Origin of the sequence: Mycobacterium sp. MOTT36Y, assembly GCF_000262165.1 — a bacterium.
Lineage (GTDB): Bacteria > Actinomycetota > Actinomycetes > Mycobacteriales > Mycobacteriaceae > Mycobacterium > Mycobacterium intracellulare.
This window is the reverse complement of sequence record NC_017904.1, coordinates 3520006-3534284: the sequence shown is the minus strand read 5'-3', so window position 1 is coordinate 3534284 and position 14279 is coordinate 3520006. Positions and strand designations below refer to the sequence as shown.

Here is a 14279-nt window from a genome sequence, read left to right as displayed (position 1 = left end):
GCGAATCACCCAGATTCGCTGACCGGCAGCGTACGCGCTTGTGCGGGGTATGCGCGCCTGGTTCTCACCCCAGAGTCGACACGACGAGCCCAGGCCGCTCGCGGCGCAATCACCACGTGAAATCCGTTGGGGGCGTGGGGCAACCGATTTCCCGAGCGCGGAAGCGTTGACATGACCGCGCCCGCCGCCGTACCCGGTTCACCGCGCCCCGGTCTAGGAGCGCCCAGGGCGCGTAAAGCCCGACGGTCCCCGTTCCGCGCGGACGTCGTCGTCGATGTGATCCAGGACGGTCCGAGCATGGCTGGGCGCATTGCCTCGCTGAGTGCCCGACTGATGATCCGGCCCGCACTGAGCGTGGGCAGCCACCTGCCCTCGGCGCCCTGGCCATGGGGCGCCGTTGAGATCGCCGCTCGCGCCATCGCCCCGCCACCGGGCACGGTACGCACGGGTGTCGGGCTGGCGCACTGCAGTGCGCAGCTAGTCCGCGCCGCCGGAGTGCTACCGGCCGACGGCTCCCACCGGGCCGTCCTGTACCTGCACGGCGGAGCCTTCCTCACCTGCGGCGCCCACTCGCACGGTCGGCTGGTCAGCATGCTGTCCGGCTTCGCCGACAGCCCCGTACTGGTGCCCAACTACCGCAAGATCCCCAAACATGCGATCGGCGAGGCGATCGAGGACTGCTACGACGGGTACCGCTGGTTGCGACGACAGGGTTACCAGCCCGACCAGATCGTGTTGGCCGGCGATTCCGCCGGCGGCTATCTGGCACTAGCGCTGGCCCAACGCCTGCTCGAGTGCGGTGAGCAGCCGGCAGCGATGGCGGCCATGTCACCGCTGCTGCAACTGGCCACGCAACCCAAAACGACTCATCCCAACGTCGGCTCGGACGCGATGTTTCCGCCCAGAGCGTTCGACGCCTTCCACGCCTTGATCACTCGCGCCGCAGGGCGCACCGCCGCCTACGGGCATTCCGACGCGCTCTACGAGCCGCTCGACCACATCCGACCCGGCCTGCCGCCCATGCTGATCCATGTGTCCGGTTGCGAGGTGTTGCTTCACGACGCGCAGCTGGCGGCTCAACGACTGGCCGCCGCCGGGGTGCCGGTCGAAGTGCAGGTATGGCCGGGCCAAATCCACGTGTTCCAGCTCGCCGCGCCGATGATCCCCGAAGCCATCCGCTCGTTGCGTCAGATCGGCCGCTACATCCGCGAGGCGACCGGATAGCCGGAGGAACCTGGGGATTTCGAAGATGGATTTCGGGGCGCTGCCGCCTGAGATCAACTCCGGCCGAATGTATTCCGGTCCCGGCTGCGGGTCGATGCTGGCCGCCTCGGCGGCCTGGGACGGGCTGGCCGCCGACCTGTATTGCGCCGCCGGCTCCTATGGGTCGGTGATCTCGGACCTCACCAGCGCAGCATGGCTGGGTCCCGGGTCGGTGGCGATGGCGGCCGCCGCCGCACCCTACGTCTCCTGGCTGACGACGACGGCGGCCCTGTGCGAGCAGGCCGCTGCCGAGGCCAGGGTCGCCGCGGCCGCCTACGAGGCCGCTTTCGCGATGACGGTGCCTCCACCGGTGGTCGCGGCCAACCGTGCGCAGCTGATGTTGCTGATCGCGACGAACTTCTTCGGCCAAAACACCCCGGCGATCGCGGCCACCGAAGCCGAGTACGGCGAAATGTGGGCCCAAGACGCCGGGGCGATGTACGGGTATGCGGGCGCATCCGCTGCGGCTTCGGCGTTACCGCCGTTTACCTCGCCCCTTCCCACCACCGATCCAGCAGGGGTCGCCGAACAGGGCGCCGCGGCTGCCCACGCCGGCACCACGACAGCCGGCACGGCCACCCAGGCCATCCTGTCGGCGGGCTCGCAGCTGCTCTCCGCGGTACCCAATGCGCTTCAGGGACTTGCGCTTCCTCTACCGGCCGCGGCAGGACTTCCCTCGTTCTTGGAATTGCTGAGCTTACTGAGCCCGGTGAACCTGGCCGTCTCATCGGCGGCGACAGCCATCACGTCCACGGGGACGGCCGGGTCGTATGCGGGCTTGGGCTACGCGGCGCACTACGACCCGGACGGTGCCAGCAAGATGGACGCCGTATTGGAACGTTTGGGGGCGCTTTCGGGAGGTCCGGGAGCGAGCGCAGCAGCGTCATTGGGTTCGGCGGAGAGGGCGGGCAGCGGTGCGGCGCCCGTGCTGTCGGCGGGGGTGGGCCGAGCCTCCTCAATCGGCGCGCTGTCGGTGCCGCCGGGCTGGGCCGCGGCCACGCCGACCATCAGGGCCGTCGCGGTGACATGGCCGAACTCCCTCCCCGGCCCCATCCCCCCGACCGTCCTGGCGACGAATCCGGAAAACATGCTCAACGAAATGGCTTTGGCGAGTATGGCGATGCGCGGCATCCGCGGTGCTCCGCCCCAAAGCCGGTCCACGATCACCATCACCGTGACGCCACGCCCGCCGGATGACGGCGGGGCGCGCATCACGATGTGAACCGGTTCGCGCTCACCCGGGTGATTTGGCTCGCCGGGTGATGACGACTCACCCCGCACCGGTGAATGCTGACTCGACAGCCGGCGAGCGGAGGGCAAGTGCAGTCGACGATGTACCAGATCTGCATTCGAGGCCGCGTGACCGAGCGGCTCGGGTCCGCATTAGAAGGGATGCGCCTCGAGGCCGGTGCGACCGAAACCGTGTTCACCGGTGAAATCCGCGACCAGTCACAGCTTTACGGACTTCTCGACCGGGTCCGTGATCTCGGCCTCGAGCTCGTCAGCGTACAACCGCAGCCCGCGGCTGACCCGACGACAACCACCCATATCAGGAAGGACCTGTAATGCGAGCCATCACTGTTTCAGATCGTCACGCCGGTGTCGCCGGCCTGTCGCTGACGGACCTGCCCTACCCCCAGGCGGCCGACAACGACGTCGTCGTGCGGGTACACGCCGCCGGTTTCACACCCGGCGAGCTTGACTGGCCGCACACGTGGATCGACCGCTCGGGTCACGACCGGACACCGAGCGTGCCCGGCCACGAGCTGTCGGGCGTCGTGGTTGAGTTGGGTTACGGCACCACACTTTTGACTGTCGGCCAGCGGGTGTTCGGACTCGCCGACTGGGCCCGCAACGGCTCGCTGGCGGAGTACGCCGCGGTGGAAGCCCGCAATCTCGCACCGCTGCCGATGGACATCGACCACACCGTGGCCGCGGCGCTGCCGATCTCTGGATTGGCCGCCTGGCAGGGCCTGTTCGACCACGGCCGCCTCGCCGCCGGGCAAACGGTTCTGATCCACGGCGCCGCGGGTGGGGTCGGGTCGATCGCGGTGCAGCTCGCCCGCGAGGTCGGTGCGCGCGTCATCGGCACCGGCCGGACCGCAGACCGCGACCGAGCGGAGGAGCTCGGCGTGCACGCCTTCCTCGACTTGGAGACCGAAAAGCTCGAGGACGCAGGCGAAGTCGATGTGGTGTTTGACGTGATCGGCGGGGAGGTCCTCGCCCGATCGGCCGCACTGGTGCGGGCGGGCGGGACGCTCGTCACCATCGCGGAGCCGCCGAAGACCCAGCCGCACGACGGACGGGCAGTTTTCTTCCTTGTCGAAGCCGACCGCGCCCAGCTCGCAGACCTCGCCGCGCGAGTGCGGGACGGACGCCTCAAGCCAGTCGTCGGCGCGGTCCTGCCGCTCGCCGACGCCGCCACCGCGTTCGCTCCCGGCAAGCGCATCCCCGGCAAGACGATCCTGCGGGTCGTCGAGGACTGAAAAGGGAAGGCGGCCAAAATGGCCCTAAAACCGCTCGCCGCGCTGACCGTGGCGGTGATGCTCGCGCCTGCCGCGCACGCCGAGCCGGCGCCAGAGAATCCGGAGCAAAAGCCGGTGGTCCGCCCGGTTTTCAATCAACCCACCAATGTGCCGGGCAAATCACTTGAGGCAGTGAGCGTCAGCTATCCGCCCGGAGCCAAGAGCGAAGCCCACCACCACGCGAAATCGGCGTTCATCGTGGCGTACGTGATCTCGGGTGCGATCCGCAGTCAGGTCGAAGGTGAGCCGGCACGCGTCTATCACGTCGGGGAGACATGGAGTGAAGCGCCCGGCGCCCACCACACCATCAGTGAAAATGCCAGCGCCACCGAACCCGCCGAATTGCTGGCGGTGTTCCTCCTGGACACCGGAGACGGACCGCTCACCACGGACGACAACGCGAGCCATGCGCACGCCTGATCCGATCCGAGTTGTCCGGATGGCACTACGAGTCTCACTCGCGGCGGCCTTTCTGTCCGCTGTTGCGGACCGATTCGGGTGGTGGGAACCGTTTGGGCAGGGTAGCTGGGGGAGTATGGACCGCTTCGCCGACTATGCCCACCGGCTTGTTCCGTATGCTTCTGGATGGTCGTTGACCGTCATCGTGTGGGCCGCCACCGCCACCGAAGCGAGCCTGGCGATCCTGCTCCTGGCCGGCTGGTGGCCGAAACTCGTCGGGGCGGCGACCTGCCTGGTGCTCACTGTATTTGGGACCGCGATGGCCGTATCCCTCGGTATCGAGTCACCGCTTAGCTACAGCGTCTTCTCCGCGGCAAGCGCCGCCGCGGCCTACGCCATACTCGGCGCGACATCGCCGGCACCCGCCGCTGGCGCCTCATGCAGTCCGGAAACTTCCAACCGTCGCAACCCGGCTCGTTGTAACGGGTGAGCCTGATGAAAGCGAGCAAGGACTTCGACGTGATCGTCATAGGCGGCGGGGTGGCCGGTGTGGCCGCCGTGCGCAAGCTCGCGTCCGTGGGCCTGTCGGTAGCGCTCATCGACGATCGTCTGGTCGGCGGGGAGTGCCATTATTGGGGCTGCAACCCCAGCAAAACACTGCTGCGCCCGATCGAGGTGTTCAACCTCGCGAGGTCGGTTCCAGGTGTGCGAGAAGCTATTTCGGACCGAAAGATCGACGTGGCCGCCGTCTTCGCGAAGCGCGATGCGATCATCGAGCACCTTTCGGACGACGACCGAAGAGCATCGCTACGGCAAGCCGGGGTCGCGGTGTTTCACGGCTTCGGACGGCTGAGCGGAGAACGAACAGTGCGCGTGGCCTACGCCCCGGGAGATACCACCGAAGTCGTCCTGACGGCACACCATGCGGTCGTCGTGGCGACCGGCACTCGTCCTAACGTGCCGGAGATACCTGGGCTGGCGCAAGCCCGCCCGTGGACCAATCGGGACTTGACGACCATGACGCGGGTTCCACCTCGCGCGTTGGTGGTGGGTGGCGGCCCCGTCGCTGTTGAGTTCGCGACCATCCTGACCGGATTCGGCTCGGCGGTAACACTTCTGGTACGTGAAAACACCCTGATCGCCAACTGCGAACCCCAAGCTCGTGAACTGGTCACGCAGTCGCTGCGAAGCAAAGGTGTCACGATTCATTTTGAGACAGAGTTGTCGGCGGTATGCCGGCCCGTGGCGGGTGGCTGCGTCAACGCGACTTTCCACGGCCAGACCATCGAGGTCGACGAAATAGTGCTTGCCGCCGGACGGCGCAACAACACAGACAACATCGGACTGGAAACCCTTGGCCTGCCAAGAGGCGAGTTCGTCTCCGTGGACGACCATCTGCAAGCGGTCGGCGTCACCGGCGGCTGGCTCTACGCGCTGGGGGATACCACGGGGCGTGCCCGGCTGTCTCATATCTCCACCTACCACGGCCGCGTCGTGGCCGACATCATCGCGGCCCGGGCCGCGGGACGGGAACTGTCCGAGAACGAGTTGACCGCCCACGATGCCGGCAACCTGGCGCAGGTTATCCACACTGACCCTCAAGTGGCGTGGGCGGGGCGCACCGAAAGTCAGGCCCGAGCAGAAGGATTCGCGGTGCGGACGCGGACCGCCCGTTACCCCGGCGCAGTGTCATTCCTCGCCCTATACCGGGATGGCTTCCAAGGATGGGCGAAACTGGTCATCAACGACGAGACCGACACATTGCTCGGGGCGACCTTCGTCGGCCCGCAGTTCTCGGAATTGGTTCAAGCGGCCACCCTGGCCATCGTCGCGAAGGTCCCGGTCAGCCTCCTACGCCATGCGGTCGCGCCGCATCCGACGGTCAATCAGGTCTGGGATCCGCTACTGGCCGAAGAGTCCGAACTCGCCCGGTTACTGAAAACCGAGACGCAGAAAGCGCAGAAGAGCGCTTGAGCCTTGGAAGGAACCACGATGACCTACGACCGGCCGCCCTCCTCGCCGTGACCATGCTTGTGGCGGGGATCCGCACGCTCGGCGGAAACGTGGAGACGTTCGACGTGGACGACCCGCGACCCTTGGCGGCCGACGAGGTCCTCATCGACGTTCTCGGCGCCGGGGTCGGCAACTGGGACAACATCATTCGCTACGGGGGTTGGGACGTTGGCGCGGGGCCGCCACTGGCACTCGGCGTCGAGGCGGCCGGGGTCATCAAAGCCGTCGGCAACAGCCCGGGCGGATTCGGTGTGGGCGATGAGGTGCTGTGTCACCCTGTGCCGCTACGCGATCAGGGCACTTGGGCGCCGCTGCTGATCGCATCCACCGGATCGCTCGCCAAGAAACCGCCCGAGATTCCGTGGGAGACCGCAGGGATCTTTCCGGTGCCGGCGTTGACCGCCGAGCAGGTGGTCGGCGAGGCGTTGGCCCTTCGCGGGGGAGAGACGTTGCTCGTTCATGGCGCGGGTGGGATCACCGGCGGCCTCATTGTCCAGCTGGCCGCCCTGCGCGGTGTCGATGTGCTCGCCACCGCCGGCCCGCGCAGCGCCGTCCGGGTCCGCGGGCATGGCGCCCGCGAAGTCATCGACTACCGCGATCCGCTGTGGCCGCAACACGCAAGGGCGTTGGCGAGGGGCTCTATCGACGCCGTCGCCAACGCCGCCCCCGGGGGTGCTGCTGCGGCGATGACCGCGCTTGCCGACGGCGGCCGACTGGCCACCATCACCCCGGATCCACCCGCATCGGCCCGCGGAATCAGCGTGACAGCGGTGTACGTCCGTTCCGACGGGGCTCAACTCGGCCGCCTCGCCGCGCTACTCGCTACCGGTCGATTGAGCATGCCGGCCCCACGCTCCTGCGGCCTTGATCGGGCCGCCGCCGCCCTCGCGCATGTCGTCGCAGGCCACGAGGCCAGCGGAGTCGCCATCACGACAGACAGCTCACAAAGTCAGCCGAAAAGCACACACCGCCAAGGAGTCTCGCGATGACCACCATTACCCCGATCCGCACCGGAGTGGCCGATCACATCGGGCACTACGCCGACGCCGTCGCCGTATCCGGCGGCGGCACACAGATCTTCGTCTCCGGAACACCCGGCGTGCGCGAAGACGGCACGCTGCCCGAGGATTTCACCGAGGAGGCGCGCCAGTGCTGGACCAATGTCGAAAACGCGCTCGGCAAGGCCGGCGCCACGCTCACCGACATTGTCTACATGCGCCAGTGGATCACCAATCGCGACAACGCGGCCGCCTACCTGGCCGTGAGTAAAGAGTTCATCCGCCACCGACCCGGCGGCATGTTCAGCATCATCGACGGGCTGGTATGGCCGGACATCCGCGTGGAAGTCGAAGTCATCGCGATCCTGCCGGCATGAGCGATCACGCGAAAGTCGACTTGTCCACCGACGAACTGCTGACCACGACCCGATCGGTGCGCAGACGACTCGATCTGACCAGACCCGTTCCCCTCGGCCTGATCCGGGAATGCCTCGAGATTGCGGTGCAGGCACCGACATCGGCCAACGTGCAGAACTGGAGCTTCATCGTGGTCACCGACGCCGAACAGCGCCGTGCGATCGCCGATGTGTACCGCCGCACCTGGAACCTGATCGCGGCGTCGCCGTTCGCGGTCGCCGATCGGTTCAAGGAGGACCCCGCACGCAATCGCGAGCAACGCAAAGTGTCCGACAGCGCGGCGTACCTCGCCGAGCATTTCAGCGAAGTCCCCGTCTTGATGATCCCGTGCGTAGAGGTGATCGACGGTGACGGCACGCTGACGGCCGAAAACGCCAACCAGTATTGGAGTTCGATCATGCCCGCCACCTGGAGCTACATGCTCGCGGCGCGCTCTCGGGGCCTGGGAACCACGTGGACCGGAGTGACCATCATGGCCGACGACGAGATGCGGGCCATCCTCGGCCTGCCCGACAACGTGTACCACGCCACGACCATCCCCACCGCCTACTACACCGGCACTACCTTCCGCCGTGCCCGACGGGTTCCACTGGATGACGTGCTGCATTTCGACCGATGGTGAGCCCCAACGGGTTTGGCGTCCGGTCGCGATCACGTGCCGAACGGACTCCGCAGTGACGTGGCGCGATGCGGCACCGACAAGTCGCGCGATGGTGGTCGCGGTGATGGTGTCGATGGTCGCGTTCCTCGACTCCACCGTGATCAACCTGGCCTTGCCGGCCACCGAACACGATCTCGGCGGTGGTCTGGCGTTGCAGCAGTGGGTCATTGACGGCTACCTGTTGGCGATGGCGGCCGCGATCTTGCCCGGCGGCTCCGTCTCGGACCTGTTCGGGCGCGTTCCGGTGATGCGCTTCGGGCTGTTGACCTTCGGCGCGGGCTCGGTCCTGGCGGCGGCCGCCACCTCGCCCGCGATGCTGATCGCCGCGCGCCTCGTCCAAGGCCTGGGTGCCGCGTTCCTGGTGCCGGGCTCGCTGGCGTTGATCAACACGGTCTTCGACAAGGCGCAGCGGTCCGCGGCGATCGGCGTCTGGACCGGGTGGACGGGAACCGCCTTCGCTGCGGGCCCCCTGCTGGGCGGAATGTGCGTCGACTTTCTGGGCTGGCGTTAAATTTTCGTGCTGTCGGCGATCCCTATGGCGGTCGGGTATGCCCTGACGTTCTGGCTGTGCCCGGTATCGGGGCGGGTCGAAGGCGCCCGTGTCGATACCGCGGGGGTGGTCCTGTCGGCGGTGGGGCTGGGCGCGACCGTATACGCGTTGATCGAATCCCAACGCGATGGCTGGACCGACCCGGCTGTCCTCGCACCATTGGTGGTCGGGGTCCCCGCCCTGGCCGGCTTCGTGAGGTGGCAGCACCGCAGCAAGTGCCCGATGCTTCCGTTGTCGCTGTTCACCTTTCGTAACTTCGCTGCCGCCAACCTCGTCACCGCCTTCGTCTACGGCGCATTGACGCTGGGATCGCTGGCCGTCGCCCTCTACACCCAGGAAATCGGCCGGTACTCCGCCACGGCGGCCGGACTCGCCACCCTGCCGATCCCGGCGCTGTCGTTCGTGTTCGCCCGCCATGTCGGTCGCATCGCCGCGCGGGTGGGACCACGCGCGTTCCTGATCGGGGGCCCCGCCGTGGCGGGATTGGGACTGCTGCTGATCCGTCCGAAACCCAGTGGATTCCACGCGATCAGCGACCTTATCCCCGGGATGACCGTGCTGGGCATCGGGCTGGTCGCGACGATCACACCGCTGACGTCGGTGATGCTGGCCTCGGTGCCGACCGAACACAGCGGCCTGGCGTCGGCGATCAACAACGCGGTGTCGCGGCTGGCCGCGCTGATGTCGATCGGGTCCATGGGCCTCATCACCGTCGGCGCGGCGAGCGCCGCCGGATTCGCCCGCGTGTTGGAGGTGAGTGCCGCGCTATTCGCCCTAGGCGCGTTGTGCGCCGCACTGTTGATAACCAATCCGCCTGGCGGGTGCCGACCCGTCCCGTGCGACATCGCGGCGTTGTGCCGTGACCGGCCCGGCGTGCAACCGGCCGTGGCCTCGAGTCCGTCTGCCGCGATGGAGGAGACATGACAGCACATTCCGCACCGTCCGGGGCGCAAGATTACGAGCGCATGATGACCATGCTGACCGGTTTCTGGGTCACGCAGATCGTTCGTGCTGCAGCGACTTTCAACGTGGCGGATCATCTCGCCGCGGGTACCGACACGGCTGAAGCGATCGCGGCGGAAGAGTCCATCGATCCGGCCGCCACCCGGCGGCTTATCCGTGCCTGCGCCTCCCTGGGTCTTGTCACGTCGGACGATGGTGTGCGGCTCACCGGGACGCCCTTGCTCAGCACGCTGCTGCGCGACGACCCGAACTCGTTGCGTGGCATGGTCCTTGCCCAAGCCGCGCCTGGTCATTGGCTGACCTGGGGCCGCTTCCCGGATGCTGTTCGCAGCGGCACCGGCCAGATGAAGGCTGCACACGGCGCACCCGGCACGATCTTCGACTATCTGGCCGCGCATCCCGACGAGGCGAGTCATTTCACCGAAGCCATGTCGAATCTCAGTGCGGCCGCTGCGATCGAGATCGCAAAGGTGGTCGACACCCGAGGCGTCAGATACGCGCTGGACGTTGGGGGAGCAAACGGCGAGGTCCTTCGGGCGATGATGCGGGCCAACCCCCACCTGCGCGGTGGCGTCTTCGACTTGCCGCACATCGTGCCCGACGCCGCGACGGCGGCGCGCAAAGATGGTCTGCACGAACGTCTTACCGCGGTGGGAGGCGATTTTTTCGAGACGGTACCGCCCTCGGATCTCTATGTGCTCAAATACATCCTGCACGACTGGGACGACCAGAACTGCATACGGATCTTGAGAAACTGCCGTGCCGCCCTGCAAGAGAACGGGCGCCTCGTCGTCATCGACTATCTTGTGGGAGAATTCGGGCTTCCCGGGCTGCCGGCGATGATGGACATGAACATGTTGGTCATGAATGGTGGCAAGGAACGCGACATCGCCGAGTTCGACGCGCTCTTCGCCTCCGCCGGATTTCGCCGCACGACCGTCGGCCAGGCTGGGCAGTTCGCGGTCATCGAAACCGTAGGGATCTGAACATGGCATCCGAGCGAATGCGCCCACCGCGGGAATCAACTCGACCGCTGTTGCGTTCGGCTAGCCGTGGCGCACGCGAAGAGATGTCTTAATATCAGCCGGTCGAGCATTCCTGATCGGGGGGCACGGTGTTAACGCTTCTCAAGCGGGCATGGGTTCCGCTGGTCGTGGCTGTGGCGCTGGTCATCGGTGGCGTCGCAGTGATCCGACTCAACGGCGTTTTCCCAGGACCCGGGCTGCCCAAGCCCGATCCCCGGGACGCGACCCCGCCGTATGCGGCCAAGACCGCCATCTACGAAATCCTGGGACCGCCCGGGACGACCGGCGTCGTCAACTGGATGGATGCGGAGTCACTGCCGCAGAAGGCCAACTTCACCACCTTGCCATGGTCGAAGACGATCGTCGCCGAGATGCCCGGCATCTTCGCCTACGTCGTCGCCCAAGGTGACAGTCCCTTCATCGGCTGCCGCATCACCGTCGACGGCAAGTTGGTCGATCAACAACAGGCCACCAACCGGAACGCGCAGGTTTCCTGCTTGGACAAGTCCGCGTGAGCAGCGATAGCAGCGACGCTGACGACACGGCCGAAATCCCCGTCGTGCAGCGCACCGAGGTTGAGCGGAAACCGCGGATCGCCCGCACCATCCGCGTCCTGGCGCTGCCGATCATCGTGGTCTGGCTGCTGATCGCGATCGGCGTCAACGTCTTCGTCCCACAGCTGGAAAAGGTTGCCGAGGAAGTCTCGGTGCCGCTCTCGCCGTCCGACGCGCCTTCGGTGACCGGGATGAAGCACATCGGGGAGAAATTCAAGGAGTACGACTCCGACAACCTTGTCCTGGTGACCCTGGTCGGTGACAAACCCCTCGGCGAGGATGCTCACCGGTTTTACGACGATCTGGTCAAGAAGCTGCAGCAGGACCACGAACACGTCGAGCATGCGCTGAATTTCTGGGGACAGCGATTCACGTCTTCCGGTGTCGAGAGCTACGACCACAAGGCGGCCTATGTTCAGGTCAACCTGCGGGGTGACCAAGGCGGGGCCGTCGGCGACAAATCGGTTGCGGCGGTTCGCAAAATCGTCGCGGACTCGAAACCGCCGGCCGGGGTGAAGGCCTACGTCGCCGGTCAGGGAGCCCTGACCGCCGACACGATCGTCGTCGGCGACGCGAGCCTGGCCAAGATGACGATCATCACCATCATCATCATCGCGATCATGCTGATGTTCGTCTATCGATCCATCGGCACGGTGTTGCTGACGATGGTCATCCTGTTCGTCGGACTGGCCACCGGTCGCGGCGTCGTTGCGCTGCTGGGCGAAACCGGCATCATGGGGCTGTCGACCTTCGCCGTCAACTTGTTGACGGCACTGGCCATCGCCGCCGGCACCGACTACGCCATATTCATGGTCGGCCGCTACCAGGAGGGCCGCGAACGGGGGCTGGATCGCGAAGCCGCCTATTACGACACGTTCGCCGGTGTCACCAAGGTGGTGCTGGGCTCGGGTTTGACGATTGTCGGGGCGCTGGCCTGTCTGAAATTCACCCGGCTGCCGTACTTCAGTTCGCTGGCGTTTCCGTGTGCGGTCGGTCTGCTGGTGGTGGTGGCCGCGGGCGTCACGCTGACGCCCGCGCTGATCGCCTTCGCAAGCGGCTTCGGTCTTTTCGACCCGAAGCGCGAGTTCAACTACACGCGGTGGCGCCGCTTGGCGACGGCCATCGTGCGGTGGCCGGCGCCCATCCTCGCTACGTCGGTCATCCTGGCGATCGTCGGCGCAATTGGCTTGATGGGCTTCACTCCTCGTTACAACGACCTGTACTACCTGCCGCCGAGCGCTTCGTCGGTGCAGGCGTACACCGCGGCCGATCAACACTTCACCCAGGCCCGGTTGAACCCGGACCTGCTGATGATCGAATCGGACCACGATCTGCGCAATCCGAGGGACATGCTGGTCCTGGACAAGATCGCCGGTGCCATTTTCCGGGTGCCGGGCATCGAACGTGTGCAGAGCATCACCAGGCCTCTGGGCCCGCCGATTCAAGACGGATCGATTCCGTTCCAGCTCAGTGTGCAAAGCGCGCCGATCCGCAGCAACCTGAACTACCTGAAGGATCGCGTCGCCGACATCAAGAAGATCACCGGTTTCCTCGACACCCAGATCGCGCTGTTGGAGCGTCAGTACGCGGTCACACAGAAGCTCGCGAACGCCGCCGACGACAGCTCGAAAACCACGGGGGAGACGGCGGCCATCACGGACGAAATCCGGGATCACATCGCGGATTTCGACGACTTCTGGAGACCGATTCGCAGCTACTTCTACTGGGAGAAGCACTGCTACGACATCCCGATCTGCTGGTCGCTACGGAGCCTGTTCGACGCGCTGGACGGGTTCGATCTGCTGGCCGAAAAGTTCCACGCCCTCACGAGCGACCTCACCAACACGGCCAAGGCCACGCGCGAACTGCTGGCGATCATCCCCGAGAACATCGCCGTCTCGAAGTCGATCCGGGATACGACGCTGACCATCTACAGCTCGTTCGACAGCCTGATCGATCAGTTCGACCGGTTGACCGACACGAACGCCGTGATGGGCAAGTCCTTCAACGACGCCCAGGTGGAGAGCCTGTTCTACCTGCCACCCGAGATCTTCCAGAACTCGGACTTCCAGCTGGGGTTGAGCCTGATGGTGTCGCCGGACGGCAAGGCCGCGCGCTTCATCATCACTCACTCCGTGGATCCGGCGACGTCGAAGGGAATCGCGTCCGTCGATCAGGAGCGCCAAGCGGCCAAGGAGGCGCTGAAACTCACCTCGCTGGAGAACGCGGACATCTACCTCGGCGGCACGGCCGCAACGTTTTACGACATCGCCAACGGCGCCAAGTACGACCTGATGATCGCCGGGGTGGCCTCGATCGTGCTCATCTTCATCATCATGGTGATCGTGACCCGCGCGCTGGTCGCGGCGGGCGTCATCGTCGGCACCATCGTGATGTCGCTAGGGGCCGCCTTCGGGTTCTCGACACTGATCTGGCAGCACCTTGGTGATTTCCAGTTGCACTGGGTGGCAACCGAATTCGCGTTGATCGTGCTCCTGGCGGTGGGGTCCGACTACAACCTGATGCTGGTGTCCCGCATCGAGGAGGAGATCGGAGCGGGGCTGAAAACGGGACTCATCCGCGGCATGGGTGTGACCGGGCCGGTGGTGACGGCCGCCGGCGTGGTGTTCGCCGTCACCATGGGCACGATGATCACCAGCGATCTCCGGGCGATCGGCCAATTCGGCACGACGATCGGCATCGGCCTGTTGTTCGACACGTTCGTCGTCCGATCGCTCATCACGCCGTCGATCATGACGGTGATGGGACGCTGGTTCTGGTGGCCGAAGCGGGTACGGGTCCGCCCGGCCAGTCAGATGCTCCGGTCGGTCGGACCCCGCCCGCTTGTTCGTGCACTGCTGTACCACCCGCAACGCGGGGTGCCGTCGGATGCGCAGACATAGCAGCCGGC

Annotated in this window: 13 protein-coding genes and 1 pseudogene; all 14 read left to right on the top strand. The window is 66.2% G+C overall.

Annotated elements, in window-relative coordinates:
- Positions 1–171 precede the first annotated feature (171 nt).
- The 14 genes and pseudogenes from W7S_RS15685 to W7S_RS15620 all read left to right on the top strand — a co-directional run bounded on the left by W7S_RS15685 (position 172) and on the right by W7S_RS15620 (position 14271).
- Entirely contained in the window at positions 172–1224 is a 1053-nt protein-coding gene (locus W7S_RS15685; RefSeq protein WP_036428998.1) for an alpha/beta hydrolase fold domain-containing protein, read from the top strand.
- Between the two features lie 25 nt (positions 1225–1249).
- On the top strand, positions 1250–2485 hold the full coding sequence (locus tag W7S_RS15680; RefSeq protein WP_008258036.1) for a PPE family protein: 1236 nt from the start codon (positions 1250–1252) through the stop codon (positions 2483–2485).
- A 98-nt stretch (positions 2486–2583) separates the two neighbouring features.
- Positions 2584–2829, top strand: coding sequence for a hypothetical protein (locus W7S_RS15675; RefSeq protein ID WP_085976450.1), 246 nt, complete (start codon positions 2584–2586; stop codon positions 2827–2829).
- The gene (locus W7S_RS15670; protein WP_008258031.1) at positions 2829–3749 is read left to right on the top strand and encodes an NADP-dependent oxidoreductase; all 921 of its coding nucleotides are present in this window, start codon (positions 2829–2831) and stop codon (positions 3747–3749) included. Before W7S_RS15675 ends, W7S_RS15670 begins: the two co-directional genes overlap by 1 nt.
- Before the next feature lie 18 nt (positions 3750–3767).
- Positions 3768–4208, top strand: a complete 441-nt coding sequence (locus W7S_RS15665; RefSeq protein ID WP_008258030.1) for a cupin domain-containing protein — start codon at positions 3768–3770, stop codon at positions 4206–4208.
- Entirely contained in the window at positions 4195–4677 is a 483-nt protein-coding gene (locus W7S_RS15660) for a hypothetical protein (RefSeq protein WP_050989387.1), read from the top strand. The genes W7S_RS15665 and W7S_RS15660 overlap by 14 nt, the downstream gene beginning before the upstream one ends.
- 5 nt (positions 4678–4682) lie before the next feature.
- Entirely contained in the window at positions 4683–6161 is a 1479-nt protein-coding gene (locus tag W7S_RS15655) for an NAD(P)/FAD-dependent oxidoreductase (protein ID WP_008258029.1), read from the top strand.
- A 53-nt stretch (positions 6162–6214) separates the two neighbouring features.
- On the top strand, positions 6215–7189 hold the full coding sequence (locus W7S_RS15650; RefSeq protein ID WP_232518829.1) for an NADP-dependent oxidoreductase: 975 nt from the start codon (positions 6215–6217) through the stop codon (positions 7187–7189).
- On the top strand, positions 7186–7575 hold the full coding sequence (locus W7S_RS15645; protein WP_008258020.1) for a Rid family hydrolase: 390 nt from the start codon (positions 7186–7188) through the stop codon (positions 7573–7575). The genes W7S_RS15650 and W7S_RS15645 overlap by 4 nt, the downstream gene beginning before the upstream one ends.
- Complete coding sequence (locus tag W7S_RS15640) at positions 7572–8237, top strand: nitroreductase family protein (RefSeq protein ID WP_008258018.1); 666 nt, start codon at positions 7572–7574, stop codon at positions 8235–8237. Before W7S_RS15645 ends, W7S_RS15640 begins: the two co-directional genes overlap by 4 nt.
- A pseudogene (locus W7S_RS27885) lies at positions 8209–9750 on the top strand (MFS transporter). Before W7S_RS15640 ends, W7S_RS27885 begins: the two are co-directional and overlap by 29 nt.
- Positions 9747–10775 carry a methyltransferase gene (locus W7S_RS15630; RefSeq protein WP_041297908.1) on the top strand — a complete coding sequence of 343 codons (1029 nt, stop codon included), beginning with the start codon at positions 9747–9749 and terminating at the stop codon, positions 10773–10775. The pseudogene W7S_RS27885 and the gene W7S_RS15630 overlap by 4 nt, the downstream one beginning before the upstream one ends.
- A gap of 128 nt (positions 10776–10903) precedes the next feature.
- Complete coding sequence (locus tag W7S_RS15625) at positions 10904–11329, top strand: MmpS family transport accessory protein (protein ID WP_008258012.1); 426 nt, start codon at positions 10904–10906, stop codon at positions 11327–11329.
- Positions 11326–14271, top strand: coding sequence for an RND family transporter (locus W7S_RS15620; protein WP_014385207.1), 2946 nt, complete (start codon positions 11326–11328; stop codon positions 14269–14271). Before W7S_RS15625 ends, W7S_RS15620 begins: the two co-directional genes overlap by 4 nt.
- Positions 14272–14279 lie beyond the last annotated feature (8 nt).

Coding starts and splice junctions, on each gene's coding strand:
- W7S_RS15685 (WP_036428998.1), top strand. CDS start 172: ATGACCGCGCCCGCCGCCGTACCCGGTTCACCGCGCCCCGGTCTAGGA.
- W7S_RS15680 (WP_008258036.1), top strand. CDS start 1,250: ATGGATTTCGGGGCGCTGCCGCCTGAGATCAACTCCGGCCGAATGTAT.
- W7S_RS15670 (WP_008258031.1), top strand. CDS start 2,829: ATGCGAGCCATCACTGTTTCAGATCGTCACGCCGGTGTCGCCGGCCTG.
- W7S_RS15665 (WP_008258030.1), top strand. CDS start 3,768: ATGGCCCTAAAACCGCTCGCCGCGCTGACCGTGGCGGTGATGCTCGCG.
- W7S_RS15660 (WP_050989387.1), top strand. CDS start 4,195: ATGCGCACGCCTGATCCGATCCGAGTTGTCCGGATGGCACTACGAGTC.
- W7S_RS15655 (WP_008258029.1), top strand. CDS start 4,683: ATGAAAGCGAGCAAGGACTTCGACGTGATCGTCATAGGCGGCGGGGTG.
- W7S_RS15650 (WP_232518829.1), top strand. CDS start 6,215: ATGCTTGTGGCGGGGATCCGCACGCTCGGCGGAAACGTGGAGACGTTC.
- W7S_RS15645 (WP_008258020.1), top strand. CDS start 7,186: ATGACCACCATTACCCCGATCCGCACCGGAGTGGCCGATCACATCGGG.
- W7S_RS15640 (WP_008258018.1), top strand. CDS start 7,572: ATGAGCGATCACGCGAAAGTCGACTTGTCCACCGACGAACTGCTGACC.
- W7S_RS15630 (WP_041297908.1), top strand. CDS start 9,747: ATGACAGCACATTCCGCACCGTCCGGGGCGCAAGATTACGAGCGCATG.